We start from the raw sequence: 19,424 nt of genomic DNA, 5'->3' as shown, positions 1-19,424 counted from the left end.
CGCCTGTTGCGCTAAGCCCCGATCGCGTCAAACCCACCGGCACAAAACGCAGCATTGCTCCGCAAAGCATCATACATCGCAGTCTTCCAAGAATTCACATTTGCGTGTCGCGCACTCTCTGCCTCCAACTGCAGATCGGCCCGAACACTGTCGGCCCCGCCGATCAGGAACATTTTCTGAAGTCGATATTTGAGCGAAGAAAGCTCAGTGGCCGCAAAAGTGGAGAAAAGAACGTCAAGCCTAAAGTGCATGAAATGCGATCTGGCACGCTCGGCCAATGTAACAGACCACGTCGCGGGCGGCTCAACAAAATAAGAAAGAGAGACGGCCCCACCCACGCCTAAATTCGCGAATAACCACTGATCACCTTCAACATCATCAAAATAAGGATGGAATGCCTGATCGCCAGCGCTGGCCGCAACCAAAACACGCTTCTCGGTATTGCAATCACGACAGCAAGGCACCAAATTTTTCGCAAAAATGGAATACTGGGCGTATCGAGACTTCGGAAGGTAATGATCCAAAGTACTGACTTTTCCCTGACCGCACATTGGACATACTCCGGATGAAGAAAATATCAGATTATAAACATGGCGACCAACTCTCCCCTGCCTCACCATAACTCTGTCATATAAGCCGCGCAATTCCGCGTCAGAAGCCGGCACATCTTGAATAGAATTAGGCAACTCGAACCAACGGCGAGTGCCACCTGCCTGCTCATAAGAATCAGCAGCCGACACAATCGCGTCAACGGTTGCTACTAGTCTGGCGCGCTGCTCAACATCGGATGTGTCACGAGCGCATTCCAGGTAAAATTCACGAACATCAATATTTGGAGCGGCAATTTTTCGCATTATGATTTCATCGAGCGACTGATCGCCAACGCTACGGCACGGGCTTCAGCGCCAAGCTGCCCATTAAAATCGTCAATCGCCTGCTCGTAACTACCGCCGTTGCCAGCTAGCGCATCAGAAATCATTTTGTGAAATCCGCTTTGAGTAACCTCAAGGCCGAACACTTCTCGTGTCAGAACGCTAACGTTCTCACCAAACGTCTCAAGCGACGGCCGCTCGCTGACAACAACATCTCCAGAGCGCCGCAGAATCCAAACGCACGTTGCCGGAACCTCCTGCAAGACAACCGGGGAATGAGTAGCAATGATCGCGGCGCCGTTTCTGAGAATCAGAAGGCTAGAGATTGCCCGCAAAAAGGACGCAAGCAACGGAGGATGAAGATGGGACTCAGGCTCATCGAAAAGGACGAGAGTTCTATCGTCAACCAGCTCTACGAGCTTGGTAACAGTAAGAAGAACAATCTTATGACCTGAACTAAGATCATCAAAAACATTACGCACACTCGAATCGTCGCCACGCCTTGCGTAGTCAATCAGACGCGATAAATCCGCATCACAAAACAATGGGTCGCTTTCGATAATTTCAATTGCGTCGCGCCATCTTCGTAGCCGCGGAGCGGACGCGCATTTCTTGAGAGATTCAGAAAATTCATTTGAAAGACTAGCATACGACTTTAGATCATGCGCACCGTCGAGAGAATCTGAGAAAACCTCTTGCGCGCGCAATCCTATATAGGAGTGTGTTATATCAATTTCCTCGGCTCCATATCTCGGTACAGGCCTAAACGGATCGAAGGCACTAAACGCCACCGTGACAAGATTTGTAAATCTGTCGCCATCCCAAAAAGCATCAACAGTCATTTCAGGATCATCAAATTCAACCGTCCCGAAAGGCTGCATAAAATCATCCTTAGGCTGACACAACGCCTTGGCCAAATTGGCTAAAAGTGTCGTCTTTCCAACTCCATTTCTCCCTATAACCGCATGAATGTTGGTTGGAGGCATGGAGTTTGGCTGCACTGCGAACTTCAACGAAACAGGAGCCTCGCCCGACTGATTGGGCGGATAAGTATATGAGAACCTGAAAGACGTGAGACTTGCTTGCCCTCTCAATATTCCGCGAAATGTTTCCGTAACGTTGCGAACGGTTATCTTCCGCAGAAGAGAGACGCCCATTCCAGGTTCAAACCGGAATTCCTCAAATATTCGCCGATCATTGACGCAATCACGGAGGCCTATAAGAATTGGCTCATGCACCGCGTCGATGAAGCCAGCGAGAGATTCGTAATAATTTTGATCTTGGCCTAGAGAACAATAATCAGAATCTAAAGCATCGAAGCTTTGTGGGACCTCGACGTATCCCTTTTCTAGTCCACGACGAAGAATTTTGACTGGGCCAATATCTAACGGCTCGCCGTTCTCTCGAACGAAAACGAGATAAAAACTCGTCTTGAACCCATGATCATCCCAATCGCCACGGAGAAGGTAGGGGCCGGGAGTTTCAGATCCCAAAAGACTGCGGTTATTTATTACGTTGAACAGCATATGCGGCGACCGAAAAAACCGATTGGAATACCAAATCCAGACTGCAGCGAAATCGGGATATTCGCAACTTTGCCGATATACAAATATTTCTTCGCCCACGCCCCTTGACCTGTTTTCTGTCCTATGCTTATATTCCCCTCGTCAGGCTCGTCGAGAGGGCGTCGTCGCGAGACGTTTCGATGATGGAGCCGCCTCCCCAAAAGGGAGGGCCGTGACGGGAGCGATCCCGGCATGGTGGCGCGGCGCCCGCGGCCGGGGGAGGACGTACCCTCCGGGCTCGGGCGGCGCCGGGGCTCCGCCCGGAGGCACAAGGACCTCCTGCAAGGAGCTTGCTGACGGCGTGTGCTACCCGCTTGTGACGCGGATCAGCCGCCGAAAGCGCGGCCCGGCGCCGTAAGACGCCGTTCGTGGCGCGCCGTTTGGCGCGGCGCATCCGGTCAAACGGATGCGCACACTGGAAGGCAAGGCAGCGTCAAAGGGCGCGCCACACCCTCTCCTGCGAGGGTTCAGGAATTCAAAGGGCAAGACAGGCGAACCCGGCGCCTCGACAAAGAATGCGGGCGATGACGCGTGCCCGCGCGCCGCCCAAAGCCGCTACGCGCTGCGCGACACGCCGAAGGTCCCGAAGCCGCGCCGGGACGGCGCCTGCGCCTCGGGCGCGGCGGGACCTTCGATCACTTTCATGTCGCGCGCGCTGTACATCGCGCGCCGTTCGCAGCGATGGCACTGCACCGAGAACTCCTCGGCCACCGCATGACAGTCCTTGATGACATTGGGAGAACCGCACCGCATGCAGGACACGACTCTCCGCGACGAATTCCGGCCAAACATGACCGCCTCGATCCTGTTTCGTAATGGGAGGTCTGACGGGAAAAGCCGATCAGCGCAGTTGCGTCGAGATCAGCGCGAACTTGGCATTCAGCTTGGTGCCGAGCCCGTTCACGACGGTAATGATCGCGACCGAAATGCCCGCGGCGATGAGACCGTATTCGATGGCGGTGGCGCCGCTCTGGTCGGCGGCAAAACGCAGGATGAGTTGACGCATGTGTACGAGCTCCGATGTCCAACGGTGAAGTTGGAGTTCGTACCCTTCTGGGATGTGTGGGGAGGCGTGAAATACTTTCGCGCCGGTGCTCCCTGTCTAGGGCCGGCCGCTTGCCGAGTTCCTAAAAATGATCGTTAATTTACAGGATTCCGTTGGGCAATATTTGCCGGGTCGATCGGCGCCGGCGCGCGGCCTGTTCGGGCTACTTGCCGCCCTTCTCCTTCATCCATTTGTCCATCGCCGCGATCTCGTCGTTCTGGCTGGCGATGATGTCCTTGGCCATCTTGGTGATCATCGGGTCCTTGCCGTATTTGAGATAGGCTTCGGCCATCTCCACGGCGGCCTGGTGGTGCGGCTTCATCATGATGATGAAGTCCTTGTCCGGATCGCCCGTCATCGCCGCCGTCTTCATGGCGTCGTCCATGACCTTCATCGACTTCATATAGGCTTCGCCGGCAGGGCTCGCGGCGGCCGGCGCGCCATGACCGCTATGGCTGCTTTGCGCCCAGGCGGGCCAACCAAAGCCGGCGTGGTACCGGCCAGCGTGGCGGCAATCGTGAGGGCACAGGCCAGCGGCAGCGTCTTCATCGGCAGTCTCCGGGGTTGGACAAACAAGCCTGCCCTATGGATGGGCCTGATTGCGGCGACATTCCGGATACGCGCCGGCCCACCGGCTGCCGCCAATGCGCAAGGCCGTCATTACGGCCTGCCCCTCCACAGCACAAAGCCGAAAGCACCGGCCAAGCATTGACGCGGCCCTTGCCATCTGCAATCTCGGTTTTCGCCGTTTAATCCTCTGGAATCGTCAGCAATCATTATGGCTCCCCGTCCGTTCCGCCTTGGCCGCGCCCGCACGGGTCTGGGCATCTTCGCCACCCGCCCCATCAAGAAGCGCCAGACCATCGCCGAATACAAAGGCAAGATGCTCGGCGTCGAGGCCGCGGTGAAGGCCGAGAAGAGCGGCAACCGCTACCTGTACGAGGTCAACTCCAAGTGGACCATCGACGGGGCCAAGCGCGGCAACATCGCCCGCTACTTCAACCATTCCTGCAACCCGAATGCCGACACGTTCATCCGCGGCAAGCGGGTGTTCGTGCGCACCATCAAGAACATCGAGGCCGGCGACGAGATCACCTATGATTACGGCCGCGACTACCTCAAGAACGTCATCGGCCTGGAAAACTGCCAGTGCTCGCGCTGCCGCAAGCGGCGCGCCAAGGAGCGCGCCGAAGCCCGCGAACGCAGCCTGCGCAAGAAGAAGCGCCTCGCCGCTGCCACCGCCAAGGGCAAGGGCAAGGGCGTAAAGAAGGCCGCGGTCAGGAAGTCCAAGAAAACCGTCAAGTCGCGCAAGACGAAGCGCTAGGGCCGATGGCGAAGGCCAAAGCCCGCGCGCGCAAGGACAAGCCGAAGCTGTACCGCGTCGGCCGCGCCCGCACCGGCCTCGGGCTGTTCGCCGCCGCCGACATTCCGGCCGGCAAGCTGCTGATCGAATATACCGGCACCCGCATCCCCACCCGGGAGGCGCGCGAGATCGACAAGCGCCGCGCCAACAAATACCTGTTCGAGATCGACAACCGCTTCACCATTGACGGCTCGCCGCGCAGCAATCTGGCGCGTTATGTCAATCACTCGTGCGATCCGAACACGGAAGCGGAATCGAACCGCGGCCGCATGATGTTCCGCACCGTGCGCAAGATCGCGCAAGGCGAGGAAATCACCCTCGACTATGGCGAGGAGCACATGGAGCTGTATTTCGGCCCCGCCGGCTGCCTGTGCGATGCCTGCAAGGCGGCCAAGAGTAAGTCTGCGAAAGCGCGCCGCAAGCGCGCGGGTACAAGGAGAGTTGACCGATGACCATCAAGCTTCGCCGCGTCGTGACCGGACATGACGACCAGGGCCGCGCCCGGGTCCTGATCGACGAGCAGGTGCAGAACACCTTCTCCCACCGCGCCGGTGCGGAGTTCAGCGTCGTCTGGTCCACCGAAGGCTTTCCGGTCGACAATGACGGCAACGAGGACCCGGCGAACAAGAAGATCGGCACCGCGATCGAAAACGGCAGCGTGTTCCGCATCGTCAGCTTCGCGCCCGGCGTCGCGCCGCGCAATCACCGCACCAGCTCGATCGACTACGGCGTCGTCATGCAGGGCGAGATCGACATGATCCTCGATGACGGCGTCACCGTGACGCTTCGCGCCGGCGACGTGCTGGTCCAGCGCGGCACCATCCATGACTGGGTCAACAACGGCACCGAGACCTGCGTCATCGCTTTCGCGCTGATCGCCGCCAAGCCCGTCACCGCGAACGGCAAGCCGCTGCTGCCGCAGGGCTGAGCCTTAGCTGTCGAGCTCGGGATAGTGCCGGAAGATCCCGTCCTCGTTGAAAGGGACGCGGCGCTCCGAGGCGCAATAGGCCTTGATGTTGTCGCGCTCGGCTACGCGGCCATGCACCTCGACGACGCGCGGCACCTTCTTCTCGAAGGATTTGGCCGCGTTCGGAAAGGCGTAACGCAGGCCCTCGACGATCTGGAACAGCGACAGGTCGGTGTAGCTGATGCGGCGGCCCAGCACGTAGAGCCCGCCGCTTTCACCAATGACGCGATCGAAATAGCCAAGGAATTTCGGCACCCGGTCCTTGAGGAAATGCGCGGTGTACTGCTTCGCCGCCGCCTTCTGGTCATCGTAATAGAGGCCGGTGGCGATCGGGTGGTGCGTGCCATGCACTTCCTGGATGAAGTCGGTCACCGTCAGTTGCAGCGCGTTAAGCCAAAGCCGGGCATTGTCATCCTTCGGCGCGAGGCCATGCCGCGGGCCAAGGTAGAACAGGATGTTCGCCACCTGCGCGATCACCAGCTTGCCGGCTTTCAGGAATGGCGGCGCAAAAGGCGGCCGTCCTTCGCCGACGCCCTCGCCTTTCATCGCCGCCATCATTTTCGCCATGCCACCCGGCTCGCGCGCGACGTCGTCATAGCCGGCGCCGGCGTCTTCCAGCGCGAGGCGCACGAATTCGCCGCGGCCCTGCAGGCCCGGCCAGTAATAGAGCTGATAGCGCATGGCTCTCTCCTTCGCGCAGCCTCAGCCTAACGCACGCGGCCCCGTCAAGGTCCCCGCTTCAGCGCTGCGGGCCGACCACCTGGTTGCGCCCGAGCGCTTTGGCCTGCGCCAGCCGCCCGGCGGCCGTCATGAACAGCGCATCGTAGCTGTCGCCGTCGCCGAAGGTGCTTGCCACGCCCACCGATACCGTCATCTGGCCGGCCGGATCCGCCCCCGTTGCCATGGCGACAGCGTGCCTAATGCGCTCCGCGAGCGCCAGGCCGTCGTCGCCCGCCAGACCGTCGGCAATCACGACGAACTCCTCGCCGCCGAAGCGATAGGTGAAATCGAAGACCCGCGCCGCACTCATGATCTCGCGGGCCGTCAGCTTCAGCAGCCGGTCGCCGGCGCTGCGGCCGAAGCGTTCATTGACGGAATTGAGGTGGTCGAGGTCGATCAGCAACAGGGACAGCGGCCGCTGCGTCCCGGCCGCACCGTCGACCGCGCGGCGGCCATAGGTTTCCAGCGCATGGCGGTCGAGCGTGCCGGTCAGCGGGTCGCAGCCGGTACGCGCCAGAAGGCTCTCGTAACGTTCGCGATAAGTCAGCGTGTCGAACACGTCGCGCAGCCGCGGCGCGCTCTCACGAGCCTGCGGACGCTCGAAATACAGAAGATAGACGGTGCCGAACACGCTGTAGAGCGCAACGGCGCCCATTTTGGCGATCCAGCCGCCAATCAGCACCGGCACCCCCGCCCCGGTCAGGAGACTGAGCCCCGAAAAGAACGCGACCTGATCGAACGTCAGGACCATCGTGCTCGATACCAGGAGCCGCGGAAACACCCGGTCGCCGAACCAGGCGCGCGTGCGCTCGTAGAGCAGAATGATGATGATGCAGTCGATGAACAGGATGGCGGTGCCCCACACCATCAGCCCGCCCATCTCGTCGAGGAAGGCGAAATCGGCAGCGCGCCCGGCGGTCAGCGGAGCGAGCGTGTGATGGCGCAACACGAAGCCCAGTACGAACACCAGCACGTTGCCGAACAACAGGCCGTAGATCGGCTGGCGCACCACCGCAGCATCCTCGCGGATGTAGAGCAGCAATAGCAGCATGAGCTTGCCGGTGAACAGCACCGTCGAGCCTGGCGAGGTCACGATGCCGAGCGGCAGCGTGATGTAGAAGATGCTGGCCAGATAGGTCTCGAGAAAGTGCAGGACGCCGAGCGCGCAGAAGAAGGGGCCCAGTCCGATACGATCGCGCAGCCGCAGCAAACCGGCCAGCGCCACGAAATAAATCAGCGCATCGGCAGCCAACAACACGACGTTGGTCAGTTCAGCCATCGAACCCGCGTTGCAACGGCGCCGCCGACCCGGCGCTTATGTGATAGTTTAGCGTGCTCTCCGGGAAACCGGCAAAAAACTTTGTGGCTACCGAACCTGTTGGAAAAACGGGCGACCAGGATGCAGCCGCCCGTTTCCGTTTTAGGTCCGGTACTCGTTGCGCCCGTTCAGTTCACGGCGAAGCAGTACAGAAGCCCGTCGCCACCGGTGGAGCGAAGATCGGCCTGCGTGCAGCCGCCGCCGGATCCCCGTGAAGGATGCGAAGCATTCCACGATTTGGCCGGGGCACTCTCATCAAGGCCGGTCCGATCGGAATGACCGACCATCGCCGAGCCTTCGGTTCCGCTCGTCCAGTTCTTGCAGGTCATGTCCTTGTCCGGCGGAAATGCGGTGCCATCGGCCTGTGTGCCGGTGAGGACGTCATGCCGGTTCGGCTGATCGCCGCGGCCGTTGATGACCTCCCCCTTCTCCGACAGCGCGGTCTGCTTGGTGAGGTTGTTGGTGCCGTGCAGTTCGGCAACGTCTTTGGCGATGGTCGCCCCCTTGGCGTTGACCCAGGGCCCCTTGCCGATGCGGTCGCGGGCGTTGACCGCGCCTTGCCCTTGCGTCGAGAGGTAAGCGCGCCAGGTCTTGGTGCCGGCACCGGCGGCTGTGGCCAGGGTCTGGCAATGACGGTCGGCGCCTTCCAGGCCGCCGAGATTGGCGCCATTGCCAAGACCGGCGCTGGTCACGAAGAAGCTCATCGACGATTGCTGCGCCATGCTCGGCACAACAGCGGCAAACAGGACAGTCAGCGCTGCCGATGCAAAGGCGGCGGTACGACGTGCAGACATGAAGTATCCTCCCGGCGGTTGTGGTGCGGAGTCTGGTGCTCTCGCGCCTGGCCGAAGGCTAACACCGCGGGGGCGACGCTATTCCTCACAACTTCGTTGGATGGAGACTCTGGCGGAAGCTACGGGGCAACAAAAAAGCCCGGCGCAAGCGCCGGGCTTCGTATTGGATTCCAAAACCGGCGATCAGGCCGGCTGCAGGTTACCAGCGGCCTGCTTGCCGCGCTCGGTGACGATCTCGAACGAGATCTTCTGGCCTTCGACCAGCGAACGCATGCCAGCCTTCTCGACGGCGGTGATGTGCACGAACACGTCCTTCGAACCATCGTCCGGCTGAATGAAGCCGTAGCCTTTTTGAGTGTTGAAGAACTTCACAGTTCCGGTAGCCATCGGTAGTTCCTTTCGCGCTCCACGTTGAACGCCAGTTCCCCTCTTTTGGGCCGGCGGCAACTATCCAAGTTTTGGGGGATCACTTGCAGCGCAGCCCAAAGCCGGGAGCGAACGAAGATGAGGCCGAAAACCAAGTTGCGGCGGGCCAAATAGACGTTATTCGCGGCAAGGTCAACGCCCGAGCGCTGCGGCCATTGGCGGCGCAAGCCTGCCAAGGTCCTGAAAACAGGACGGATTAATGTTCTTGCAATGCAGCAAGGCTGGGCTCGGATCGGCCGGGCACTTCAGCCCGTTCTAGCCGACCGGATCCTGTTGTCGGTGCCGCAATTACCGATCGTTAACACTGAGCACGGCCCTTCGCGGGCCGCGTCCTTTGATAAAACGAGAACGCGCGCCCCTTTCGGGACGCGCGTTATTTTTTCGCCTGTAGGCGTCAGCCCTGCTGGATCGCCGACAGCATCCACGGCGCGCCGCGCGAACGGCGGAACGTCCACAGCTCGGTCGCCTCGCCAGTCGGCGCGGTCTCAATGACCTGACCGGTCGAGCGCTGGACCACGCTGTCGTTCAGCGCAAAACGCATGGCGACGGTGGCGTATTCGTCGTTGTTCTCGCGCCAGGCCTCAGCCAGATCGCCCTGCAACAGCTTCACGTCGGTGATCCGGTTGATGACGCCTTCCTTGGCATTCTGGGCGAACTCTTCGGCAAAGTACGACACCATTTCCGGCATCGCATTGGCACGCAGCGCGTTGAGGTCTTCGGCCGAGTAGGCAGCCTGGATTTCCGTCAGAAGGCGTTCGAACTCGCTGTAGTCCTCTTCGCCAATGGTGATCGGCTGCGTTGCCGGCTGCGGCGCGGCTTGACCGCCGCCGAACAAGCCACCCAGACCGCTCGCCGCGCCAGCGCCGGCCCCTGCACCCAGACCTGTGAAGGCCGCGGTGTTCTGCTCATTGCCAGCCGGCCGGCCGTTTGCCGCGCCATAGGCCGGCGTCGGGTTGTTACGGCGCTGCCACCAGGACCAGGCTAGGCGCGCCACGATGACCACCAGCACGATCTGGAAGATCAGGCCGAGGATCGAGGCAAAGCTGCCCATGCCAGCAAGGAAGCCGCCGCCGAACAGCATGCCGAACAGGCCGGCGCCAAGGAAGCCGGCGGCTAAGCCACCGAGCAATCCGCCACCGAACATTCCGGGACGCGCCGCCTGACCGGCAGCGCCCGTGGTCGCGGCACCGGGCTGCGCGGTTTGCGAACGCTGGATCGGCTGTGCCGCGCGCGGCGCCGTATTGGTCGATGGCGGCGCCGAAAACGTATTGGAGCCACGGCTGCCAAACGAGCCGCCGCGCCCGGCGCGGGCGTCGGCATAGTCGGCAGCAGCCAAAGTCATGACAGTTGCAATTGCGGCAAGCGCAATCAGCCAGCGGTTACGCTTCATTGTCTCAATTTCCTCCCGGCCAAATCAGGCGAGGCGGAGAATAGGTAGCGCCGGAGGGGTTTGTAAGGGGGTCCGCAGCCACTGCGCCGCAAAGCCGCAGGCGGCCTGTGGAGCAGTTTAGTCCCTTGATTTTTCGACAAATCTTCGCCGCTCACGACTTGTTCAGCCGCTTCGGCAGCCCTCGATGGAACAGCGACGATACGCCGTTCGTTGTCCGTTCAAATAAGGCGTCAACAAAGCACTTTCCGGAGTTCGCGCGATGAAACTCGCAATCACCGCCGCCGTGTTACTGGCGCTCGGCGGCGCAGCCCAGGCCAAATTGACCCCGTTCGACGGTACACGAGAGGCTAAGCCCGCCGAAACTCCAACCGATGTGGTGTCGTTGTACACCGAGCCGGCCGCGGCCGCGTTGGAGCGCAGTTATTTCACCGCACCGCAAAGCACCGGCGTCGCGGAGCGGCCAGGCCGGTGTACGGTTTCCAGCTTCGTCTTTGCCAAGGTGACACTGGCGCAGGCCTGCTACTAAATCTGGTTACTCGCCAGCGAGCGTCTGCTTCACCTCGGCCACGAGTTGCTTGAGCGTGAACGGCTTGGCCAGGAAGTGATATTGCTGGTCCTGCGGCAGGTTCTTGGCGAAAGCCTCTTCGGCGTAGCCGGACACGAAGATGAACTTCACCTTCGGATCGCGCGCACGCAGTTCGCGCAACAAAGTCGGGCCATCCATTTCCGGCATCACCACGTCGGACACGACCAGATCGACATGGCCTTCCCGCTCCATGACCTCCATCGCCTCGACGCCGTTACCGGCCTCAAGCACGGTGTAGCCGCGCGAGGACAGGCCGCGGGCATTGAGCGCGCGCAGGCCTTCCTCGTCTTCCACCAGCAGAATGATGCCCTGCCCAGTCAGATCGGCGTTGGCCTGCGCCTGCTTGGCCATCGTCTCGGCGGCCGATTTGGTGGCTTCGAGCGATTTGGCCGCATCGAGTGCCGGCGCAATCGGCGGCGCCCCCACCGCAGGCTTGTCCTCGACGGCCGGGATATGGCGCGGCAGGAAGATGCGGAACGTGGTGCGTCCCGGCACGGAATCCACATACACAAAGCCGCCGGTCTGCTTGACGATGCCGTAGACCGTCGACAATCCAAGGCCCGTCCCCTTGCCGACTTCCTTGGTCGAGAAGAACGGCTCGAAAATCTTGTCGATGATATCCTGCGGAATGCCGGTGCCGGTGTCGCTGACCTCGACCAGCACATAGTCCGCCGCCGGCATGCCCTTGTGACCAAATTGCGCACATTCGGCCGCCGCGACATTGGCCGTGCGCATGCTGAGCGTGCCGCCCTCCGGCATGGCATCGCGGGCATTGACGGCCAGGTTCACGATCACCTGCTCGAACTGCGACAGATCGGCCTTCACCGGCCACAAATCGCGGCCGTGCTTGACGCCGCCGAACGTCACCTTCTCGCCGATCAGCCGCTTCAGGAGCATACCAAGATCGCCGAGCACCTCGCCGAGATCGAGCACCTGCGGCCGCAAGGTCTGCTTGCGCGAGAACGCCAATAGCTGACGCACCAGCGCGGCAGCACGGTTGGCGTTCTGCTTGATCTGGATGATGTCCTGGAACGACGGATCGGTCGGCTTGTGGGCGTTGAGCAGGAAGTCGGTCGCCATCATGATGGCGGACAGCACGTTGTTGAAGTCGTGGGCGATGCCGCCGGCCAGTTGCCCGACCGATTCCATCTTCTGTTGCTGGTAGACCTTGTTCTCCAGCGTGCGCTGCGCCGTGGTCTCCAGCGCGTAGACGATGGCCGCCTCGCCCTCGGAATCCTTGTCCTCGACCGCGAGCACGAAAAAGTTCGCCCAGCGCTCGTTGCCGCCGGCCAGTTGCGCATCGACCGGCGGGATGTCGCCCTGGCCGCTGGCGGCGCGCTTGATCGCAGCCTCGAGAGCGCTGCGGTCGCGCTCGTTGACCACCGACATGATCGAGCGATTGTCGCCAATCATGCCATCGAAAGCGGCGGCGAAGCGCGCATTGTTGCGCGCGATGCGGCCCGTGCGGTCCACCGTGGCGATCGCCATTGGCGTGTTCTGGAAGAACCGCATGAAGCGCACTTCGGCGTCGCGCTGCGCGTCCTCGCCGCTGCCTTTGCCCCGGTTGAGCACCAGCGTGCGCGAAGCACCCGGCGCACCGTCGGCGCCGTAGGCGACCTTGTGGAACAGCCGCACCGGCAGCGGCTTGCCGGTACGCGTGCGCAGGTCGAGGTCGAGCACCTCGGTGTTCACGTCGCCCGGCGCGGCGTTAAGCGTTGTGAGCAGCGCCGCGCCCTCGCCGGCGACGATATCGGAAAGTTTGAGCGAGCCGGCACCGGCACCAACGCCGATTTGCGCCAGGTCCTGATCGAGCCAGGCCGCCAGCGTAGCATTGAGATAGATGATGTCGCCCTTGGCATCGACCGAGAAGAAGCCGGCCGGCGCGTGGTCGAGATAATCGATGGCGTGCTGCAGCTCCTGGAAGACATTTTCCTGACGCTCGCGCTCGCGCGTAACGTCGGCGATCGACCAGACCGCAAGTTTGGCGTCGCGCCGCGACTCGCCGAGCGGGCGAACGCGCATCCGCAGCCAGCGCGCCGCTTCACCGGAACCACCGGCGATACGGACCTCTTCCTGAAGGCGCCGTCCCTCGCGAGCGGCCTTGAGCAGGCGATAGATCGCCTCGGACACTTCCGGGTCGCCAATGAAACCCCGCTCGACCGGCCGGACGTCATTTTCATCCGCGGCGCCGATCAGATCGAGATAGGTGGCATTGGCGTAGAAAACTCTTCCCGCCTGATCCGTCACGACGATGCCGTCGAAGCCTTGATCCACCACGGATTTCAGAAGCGGATTGCTCTGCTCGCGACTGGACAGCCGCATGATGCCGGAGGCCAGCGCAAACAGTGCGAACACGCCAATGGTGCCGAGAACCGATAGCAGCGCGAGGATATAGGTCTCGGCGTGGGCCGGACCGATATAGATGAGGCCGCCGGCCGCGCCGACCAGAAGCAGAGCGACCAGCAGAACCATGCCGACGGAGCCCGAGCGCGGCGCGCTCTGGCTCTTGTCGAAGGCTTGCCGCTTGCCCTGCCCGTCACGCGGGGCGGAGCGAGGCTCATTCGGTCGCTCGGAGTTCATGACTTATTCAAGTGCCTTAAGGGGGCCGCTCCGCGCAAGGGCCGCGAGCCGGAAATCCCTGCCTTTAATGGGTCTTAAGCGGCGTTTTCGGCCAATTCGTGAGCCCGTCACGAACGGATGGCCCGCCGCAGTTTCATGACATAGCCGATGACCTCAGCCACCGCCTTGTAGTGCTCCGGCGGGATGGCCTGATCGACCTCGACGGTGGCGTGCAGGGCGCGGGCGAGCGGCACGTTCTCGACAATCGGCACGTTGTGCTCGGTGGCGATTTTGCGGATCTGCAGCGCCATGGCGTCGACACCCTTGGCAACACACAGCGGCGCCTCCATGCCGCGCTCGTATTGCAGCGCGACGGCATAGTGAGTCGGGTTGGTGATGATCACCGAAGCCTTCGGCACCGCGGTCGACATGCGCTGCTTCGAGCGCATTTGCCGGATCTGCTTGAGCTTGCCCTTGATGAACGGGTCGCCCTGGGTCTGCTTGTATTCGTCCTTCAACTCCTGCAGCGACATCTTCAGTTTGCCGTACCAGCTGCGGTACTGGAACAGGTAGTCGGCCGCGGCCACCACGGCGAGCAGCGCCACCACAGCGCCCATGATCTTGAGCGAGATCGCCGACGTGAACGGCAGCAGGGCCGCCGGGTCCATGGTGACGAGGCCTTCCATGCGGTCGCGATCGGGCCACAACAGCGCCACCATGACCGCGCCGAGAATGACGATCTTGATCAGGCCTTTGAGAAAATTGGCCAGCGACTGTTTGGAAAACAACCGCTTCATGCCGGCGAGCGGCGAAATCTTGGAAAATTTCGGCGTCAGCGATTCGGTCGACCAGACGAAGCGATGCTGCACGATGTTGCCGGCCAGCGCCGCCAGCATCAGGACCAGAAACGGAATTGCCAGCACAGCCAGGAGTTCGCCGCCGATCTTTCCAAACAGCCTCGGCAGCGCCGGCCCGTCCATGGAAATGATCGCTGCATTCGCGATCAGGCCGCGCATCATGGTGGTAAGGCCCTGCACCATGTTTCCGGAAAACGTCATCAGCACCAAAGTGGCGCCGGCGATGATGAACCAGGTATTGACCTCCTGGCTCTTGACGACGTTACCCTTCTCAAACGCATCATCTAAGCGTTTTTGGGAAGGATCTTCTGTTTTATCCTCGAGATCGGCTTCGTCGGCCATGCGCTACCCCTTCACCGGCGTGGCGCAAGTTCGAGAAGCACGTTCTCGACGTAACCGGTGAACGTCCCCATCATGGCGGCGAGCACCAGCAGCAGAAGCAGGAACCCGAGCAGGATCGACAGCGGCAAGCCGATGAAAAACACCTGCATCTGCGGCATCAGGCGGGCGAGAATGCCCAGACCCAGATTGAACACCAGGCCGAACACCAGAAACGGCGCCGATATCTGGATGGCGATGCGGAAGGATGTCGCAACCACGCGGGTAAAGTGCTGCGCGACGTCGCCGGTGAGCGGCATCTCACCCGGTGCGAAGATCGCATAGGAATCGTTAAGCGCGGCGATAACCAGATGATGCAGGTCGGTGGCGAAAATCAGGGCCACGCCAAGCACGGCCAGGAAATTGCCGATCATTACGCCCTGCTGATTCTGCGTCGGATCGACAGAGGTCGCAAAGCCGAGACCAAGTTGCTGGGCCACCACCACGCCAGCCGTCTGCAGCGCCGAGATGGCGAGCCGCACCGTCAGGCCGAGTACGACGCCAATGATGATCTCCTGAAACAAGAGCTGCAGCACCGGGCCGAAGCTGGTCAGAGTCACATTATAGGCGTTCTGGTGCAACGGCATGATGATCGCCGTCAGCGCCAGCGCGATCGTCAGCCGCACCCTGGAGGGCATGTTGCTCTCGCCGATGCCCGGCATCAGCATAACCATCGTGCCGACGCGCGCGAAGGTCAGCATGAACGCTGCCGCCAGCACCGGAAGAAAGGAGATGTTGATCTGCATCGGCAGGAGTTTCCGACCGCTCGGCGAGACTTCCGAAACTCGTCATGACCGGGCCAGTCCCGGCCACCGACGTCTTCTCGCACGATTCGCGGCCAAATGCGCGGATGCCCGGCACCTCGGCGTTCCGAAAGAACGCGGTATTTTTAACCGCAATGGCCGGACATGACGGAGACTACCCCGTCACGATTCGCGAGGCGATACGCAGCATTTCCGCATGCAGCTTTTCGGCCATGAATGGCAGCGCGATCAATAACGAGACGAAGATCGCCAGGATTTTCGGCACGAAGGCCAAGGTCATTTCCTGAATCTGCGTCAGCGCCTGCAACAGCGAGATGGCAACGCCGACGATCAGACCGACCAGCATCACCGGCGCCGAGACAACGATCAGCGTATAAATGGCGTCGCGCGCCACATCGAGGACTTCCGGACCGGTCATTTCAAACTCTCTGTTGCCGCGCCCTCCCGGGCGAAGCGGGAAAAAAGATCAAATCGGCATCCGCATGATTTCTTCGTAGGCTGCGATCACCTTGTCGCGGACGGCGACCACGGCATCGATCGCCACCTCGGTCTCGGCCACCGCGGTGACGACATCGACCATGTTGGACTGGCCTTTCACGAGCTGCTGAGTCTGCACATCGGACTTGTGGCCGGTTTCGTGGACCGCGCCGATGGCATCCTTGAGTACCGAGGCAAAGCTCGTCTCGCTCTTGGGCTGGGCAACGCCGGCCCCGGCAAATGCCGCGGTCGGGTCGGCGGCGATGCGCGCCACGTTGGCGTAGGCACCGGCGGCTGAAAGCGGGCTGGCCATGATTATCTATCCTTTTGAGATGCGGTGTCGCGCCCGCCTGCGCGGGCGGTGCGGGCTCACGCTTTGAGGATGTCGATGGTGCGCTGGATCATCCGGCGCGTCGCACTGATCACATTGATGTTGGCTTCGTAGGAACGCTGCGCTTCCCGCATGTCGGTCATTTCGACGAGCGAGTTCACATTCGGGTATTTGACGTTGCCGTCGGCGTTGGCCGACGGATGGCCGGGCTCGTATTTGAGACGGAAGTCGCTCTTGTCGGTGGCGACGCGGCCGAGGGTGACGACGCGGGCATCGAGCGAGCGGTCGAGCTCGGTGTTGAAGGTCGGAATCTTGCGCCGGTAAGGATCGGCACCCGGCGCATCCGGCACCGAATCGGCGTTGGCGATGTTTTCAGAAATGATGCGCATGCGTCCGGCCTGGGCTTTGAGCCCGGACGCGGCGATCGTCATCGTCTTCATGAAGTCCATTGTTCAGGTCTCCGTTCCGCCGTGCCCCTCAGGATTCGTCAGCGCTTGCCGAGCGCCACTTTCAGGAGGGTGAGGCTGCGCGTGTAGAGCGCGGTCGCCGCCTGGTATTCCATCTGGTTCGACGCCACCTTCATCATCTCGTCTTCGAGATTGACCGAGTTGCCGCCGGGGCGAACTTCGTAGCCGCCCTTTGTGGTCGCGTATTTCGACGCGCCGTTGAGCGACATGCCGCCACCGATGTGGCCCGGCGTCGTCGCCGCGAGCGTCACCTGATCGACCGGGCGTGAGGTCCCCGCCACGGCGTCGTCGAATTTCGGCGCCGCGAGGTCCCGGCCGCGGTAATTCGGGGTATCGGAATTGGCGACGTTCTGGGCGAGCACCTTCTGGCGCTCCTGCGCCCAGGACATCTTGGTGCGCAACATCGACAGAATGGGAACATCGGTGATCGCCATTGGGCCCTCTTTCGCGCTGGAAACGGCCGGTTAAGACATCACCGGCTTGCTTCGCGACACGAAGCCAACTAGGCAGACTTTGCCGGGCCTATGGTTAACAGGTGGTAAACGGGGACGGTTTCAGGGCCTCCGGGCGGGCCGCCGTTAACCATGTGCAGCAGTTAGCTTTTCCGCGCCCGGTGCCAAACCGCCGCCGTTTTGTTAAGATTTTAATGGCGGCCGGTCCGGCAAATCGTGCCTACTGCCGTTAACTATTTGGCTGATTCTGATCGCGTTGGGTTTCACTGTCACGGAGCGCTTCGATGTTCGACCTTTTCGGCGCGGAGATGCCCACCGCGGCAAAGTTCTTCGTCGCCTTCGCGGCGGTCTTGGCGCTCATAGGCCTGACCGCCTGGCTGGTGCGCCGCTTCGCAGCCGACCGCCTGGGCGGTGCCAATGCGCGCGGCCGTCAGCCACGCCTGGCCGTGATCGATGCCGCCACCGTCGATGCCCGCCGCCGTCTGGTTCTCATCCGCCGCGATAATGTCGAGCATCTGATGATGATTGGCGGCCCGACCGACGTCGTCGTCGAGCAAAACATCGTGCGCGCCGCGCCGGCCGCGCCGCGTGCGCCGGAAACGGTCACCCGCGCCGCCGAACCGGCGTTGCGCCATGCGCCCGCGCCCGACAATGTCCCGCTGCAACCAATCACCGAATCGGCACCGCTGCCGCCGCCGCGTCCCTATCGCCAACCGGTGACCGAGGAGCCGTGGCATGCGCCCGAACCGGGCGCCCGGCCGCGTCCGGCCTCGTCTGAGAACAGCCTGAGCGGCCTCGCCGCCGAATTGTCGAGCCGCATTGCGCCGCCGGATGTCATGCCGACGCGCGCGGCCGCACCGCAAATGACGCCGCAGCCAGTTGCGCCGCCCGTCGCTCCGCCGGTGGCAATGGAGCACGAACCGGGCGAAGCACCGCAGACCGACCACAATCTCGCCGAGATGGCGCAGCAACTCGAGGCGGCGCTGCGCCGCGCGCCGGCCGAAAGCCGCGCGCCGGTCACCGATCCGCTCGCCGTACCGGTCGCTTCCAAGTCTGTCTCGCCCTTGCCGGTCGAAGTGCCGCGCCGCGATTACAAGCTGCGCGTCGACCCGCGCATCGAAGCGCCCGCGCCCGCCAAGTCTGCCGACGACGGTTGGCCGGAGCCCCCCTTTGAAATGCCGCGCCCGTCGCGGCAGGAGCCGCGTCTCGATCGCCCGACCTCGCAACCGCCCCGCTCGACGACGCCCGCGGGCAAGACTGTCTACGACAGTCTTGAACAGGAGATGGCCAGTCTGCTCGGCCGTCCTCCGGGTAAGACTTGAGGGATCGTTCCGGCCGCCGAGTTCGTCAATTTCTGACGGTGGCGGCTGGAGTATCAGGAGCGCTCCTCATCCTTGCGGCTCCGGCCGCGGCGCAGGATGTCAGCATCAATTTCGGCGGGCCCGGCAACGCGGGGCTGACCGAGCGCGTCATCCAGATGATCGCGCTGCTGACGGTGCTGTCGCTGGCACCGTCGATTCTCGTCATGATGACGTCGTTCACGCGCATCGTCGTCGTGCTGTCGCTGCTGCGTACCGCGCTTGGCACCGCGACCGCGCCGCCCAATTCGGTGCTGGTCGGGCTCGCACTGTTCCTCACCGCCTTCGTGATGGCGCCGACGCTGCAGACGGCTTACGACACCGCCATCCGCCCGCTGGTCGCCAACGAGATCACCGCCGAGCAGGCATTCGAGCGCGGCGCCGTGCCGCTGCGCGCCTTCATGCAGAAGAACGTCCGCGACAAGGACCTGAAGCTGTTCATCGACATGACGCGCGAGCCGCCGCCGGCCTCGCCCGAGCAGTTGTCGCTGCGCGTCCTGATCCCGGCCTTCATGATCTCGGAACTCAAGCGCGCCTTCGAGATCGGCTTTCTGCTGTTCATTCCGTTCCTGATCATCGACCTCGTCGTCGCCTCGGTGCTGATGTCGATGGGCATGATGATGCTGCCACCGGTCGTGGTGTCGCTGCCGTTCAAGCTGATCTTCTTCGTGCTGGTCGACGGCTGGTCGCTGGTCGCCGGATCGCTGATCCAGAGCTACGGGACATAGGCGCGCG

23 protein-coding genes are annotated in these 19,424 nt (G+C 62.2%); 6 read left to right on the top strand and 17 right to left on the bottom strand.

What is annotated here, in order from left to right:
- Window positions 1-11: 11 nt before the first annotated feature.
- From DXH78_RS11970 to DXH78_RS11950, 5 genes are all read right to left on the bottom strand, one after another.
- Window positions 12-854: an HNH endonuclease gene (locus DXH78_RS11970; RefSeq protein ID WP_115517246.1), complete on the bottom strand. Its 843-nt coding sequence runs from the start codon at window positions 852-854 to the stop codon at window positions 12-14.
- The gene (locus tag DXH78_RS11965; protein WP_115517245.1) at window positions 854-2,398 is read right to left on the bottom strand and encodes an AAA family ATPase; all 1,545 of its coding nucleotides are present in this window, start codon (window positions 2,396-2,398) and stop codon (window positions 854-856) included. Before DXH78_RS11965 ends, DXH78_RS11970 begins: the two co-directional genes overlap by 1 nt.
- A gap of 594 nt (window positions 2,399-2,992) precedes the next feature.
- Complete coding sequence (locus tag DXH78_RS11960) at window positions 2,993-3,190, bottom strand: hypothetical protein (RefSeq protein ID WP_115517244.1); 198 nt, start codon at window positions 3,188-3,190, stop codon at window positions 2,993-2,995.
- A gap of 88 nt (window positions 3,191-3,278) precedes the next feature.
- Entirely contained in the window at window positions 3,279-3,443 is a 165-nt protein-coding gene (locus tag DXH78_RS11955) for a Flp family type IVb pilin (protein ID WP_115517243.1), read from the bottom strand.
- Between the two features lie 202 nt (window positions 3,444-3,645).
- Window positions 3,646-4,011, bottom strand: coding sequence for a DUF305 domain-containing protein (locus DXH78_RS11950; protein ID WP_115517242.1), 366 nt, complete (start codon window positions 4,009-4,011; stop codon window positions 3,646-3,648).
- Between the two features lie 249 nt (window positions 4,012-4,260).
- Here DXH78_RS11950 and DXH78_RS11945 point away from each other — a divergent pair, with 249 nt between their 5' ends.
- From DXH78_RS11945 to DXH78_RS11935, 3 genes are read left to right on the top strand one after another with little or no spacing between them, the layout of a single operon-like run.
- A complete protein-coding gene (locus DXH78_RS11945; RefSeq protein WP_115517241.1) occupies window positions 4,261-4,806 on the top strand; it encodes an SET domain-containing protein in 546 nt (181 codons plus the stop codon).
- Window positions 4,807-4,811: 5 nt separating this feature from the next.
- Window positions 4,812-5,297 (top strand): SET domain-containing protein, encoded by a 486-nt coding sequence (locus DXH78_RS11940; RefSeq protein ID WP_115517240.1) that lies wholly within the window; start codon window positions 4,812-4,814, stop codon window positions 5,295-5,297.
- On the top strand, window positions 5,294-5,773 hold the full coding sequence (locus DXH78_RS11935; protein ID WP_115517239.1) for a cupin domain-containing protein: 480 nt from the start codon (window positions 5,294-5,296) through the stop codon (window positions 5,771-5,773). Before DXH78_RS11940 ends, DXH78_RS11935 begins: the two co-directional genes overlap by 4 nt.
- 3 nt (window positions 5,774-5,776) lie before the next feature.
- Here DXH78_RS11935 and DXH78_RS11930 read toward each other — a convergent pair whose 3' ends face one another.
- From DXH78_RS11930 to DXH78_RS11910, 5 genes are all read right to left on the bottom strand, one after another.
- Window positions 5,777-6,493, bottom strand: a complete 717-nt coding sequence (locus tag DXH78_RS11930; protein ID WP_115517238.1) for a glutathione S-transferase — start codon at window positions 6,491-6,493, stop codon at window positions 5,777-5,779.
- Between the two features lie 58 nt (window positions 6,494-6,551).
- Window positions 6,552-7,811, bottom strand: a complete 1,260-nt coding sequence (locus tag DXH78_RS11925) for a GGDEF domain-containing protein (protein ID WP_245416803.1) — start codon at window positions 7,809-7,811, stop codon at window positions 6,552-6,554.
- A gap of 167 nt (window positions 7,812-7,978) precedes the next feature.
- Window positions 7,979-8,644, bottom strand: a complete 666-nt coding sequence (locus DXH78_RS11920; protein WP_115517237.1) for a lectin — start codon at window positions 8,642-8,644, stop codon at window positions 7,979-7,981.
- Window positions 8,645-8,827: 183 nt separating this feature from the next.
- Window positions 8,828-9,031, bottom strand: coding sequence for a cold-shock protein (locus DXH78_RS11915; protein WP_056910468.1), 204 nt, complete (start codon window positions 9,029-9,031; stop codon window positions 8,828-8,830).
- Window positions 9,032-9,464: 433 nt separating this feature from the next.
- Window positions 9,465-10,460 carry a TIM44-like domain-containing protein gene (locus DXH78_RS11910; protein WP_115517236.1) on the bottom strand — a complete coding sequence of 332 codons (996 nt, stop codon included), beginning with the start codon at window positions 10,458-10,460 and terminating at the stop codon, window positions 9,465-9,467.
- Window positions 10,461-10,719: 259 nt separating this feature from the next.
- Here DXH78_RS11910 and DXH78_RS11905 point away from each other — a divergent pair, with 259 nt between their 5' ends.
- Complete coding sequence (locus DXH78_RS11905) at window positions 10,720-10,986, top strand: hypothetical protein (protein WP_115517235.1); 267 nt, start codon at window positions 10,720-10,722, stop codon at window positions 10,984-10,986.
- A 6-nt stretch (window positions 10,987-10,992) separates the two neighbouring features.
- Here the strand turns inward: DXH78_RS11905 and cckA are convergent, their stop codons facing one another.
- The 7 genes from cckA to flgB all read right to left on the bottom strand — a co-directional run bounded on the left by cckA (window position 10,993) and on the right by flgB (window position 17,313).
- Window positions 10,993-13,626, bottom strand: coding sequence for a cell cycle histidine kinase CckA (gene cckA / locus DXH78_RS11900; protein ID WP_115517234.1), 2,634 nt, complete (start codon window positions 13,624-13,626; stop codon window positions 10,993-10,995).
- Window positions 13,627-13,733: 107 nt separating this feature from the next.
- Window positions 13,734-14,804 (bottom strand): flagellar biosynthesis protein FlhB, encoded by a 1,071-nt coding sequence (flhB, locus tag DXH78_RS11895; RefSeq protein WP_115517233.1) that lies wholly within the window; start codon window positions 14,802-14,804, stop codon window positions 13,734-13,736.
- Window positions 14,805-14,815: 11 nt separating this feature from the next.
- Window positions 14,816-15,586: a flagellar biosynthetic protein FliR gene (gene fliR / locus DXH78_RS11890; protein WP_115517232.1), complete on the bottom strand. Its 771-nt coding sequence runs from the start codon at window positions 15,584-15,586 to the stop codon at window positions 14,816-14,818.
- A 172-nt stretch (window positions 15,587-15,758) separates the two neighbouring features.
- Window positions 15,759-16,022, bottom strand: a complete 264-nt coding sequence (gene fliQ / locus DXH78_RS11885) for a flagellar biosynthesis protein FliQ (RefSeq protein WP_115517231.1) — start codon at window positions 16,020-16,022, stop codon at window positions 15,759-15,761.
- Between the two features lie 48 nt (window positions 16,023-16,070).
- Window positions 16,071-16,394, bottom strand: a complete 324-nt coding sequence (fliE, locus tag DXH78_RS11880; RefSeq protein ID WP_115517230.1) for a flagellar hook-basal body complex protein FliE — start codon at window positions 16,392-16,394, stop codon at window positions 16,071-16,073.
- 56 nt (window positions 16,395-16,450) lie between these two features.
- Window positions 16,451-16,861, bottom strand: coding sequence for a flagellar basal body rod protein FlgC (gene flgC / locus DXH78_RS11875; protein WP_115517229.1), 411 nt, complete (start codon window positions 16,859-16,861; stop codon window positions 16,451-16,453).
- Window positions 16,862-16,899: 38 nt separating this feature from the next.
- On the bottom strand, window positions 16,900-17,313 hold the full coding sequence (gene flgB, locus DXH78_RS11870) for a flagellar basal body rod protein FlgB (protein WP_115517228.1): 414 nt from the start codon (window positions 17,311-17,313) through the stop codon (window positions 16,900-16,902).
- A 302-nt stretch (window positions 17,314-17,615) separates the two neighbouring features.
- Between flgB and DXH78_RS11865 the strand changes: the two genes are divergently transcribed.
- Complete coding sequence (locus DXH78_RS11865; protein ID WP_245416802.1) at window positions 17,616-18,653, top strand: flagellar biosynthetic protein FliO; 1,038 nt, start codon at window positions 17,616-17,618, stop codon at window positions 18,651-18,653.
- Window positions 18,650-19,417 (top strand): flagellar type III secretion system pore protein FliP, encoded by a 768-nt coding sequence (fliP, locus tag DXH78_RS11860; protein WP_115517227.1) that lies wholly within the window; start codon window positions 18,650-18,652, stop codon window positions 19,415-19,417. The genes DXH78_RS11865 and fliP overlap by 4 nt, the downstream gene beginning before the upstream one ends.
- The last annotated feature ends 7 nt before the right edge of the window (window positions 19,418-19,424 follow it).

The sequence above is a fragment of the Undibacter mobilis genome (assembly GCF_003367195.1).
Taxonomy (GTDB): Bacteria; Pseudomonadota; Alphaproteobacteria; order Rhizobiales; family Xanthobacteraceae; genus Pseudolabrys; species Pseudolabrys mobilis.
The sequence above is the reverse complement of the archived record's forward strand: the minus strand, read 5'-3'. Positions and strand labels throughout refer to the sequence as shown.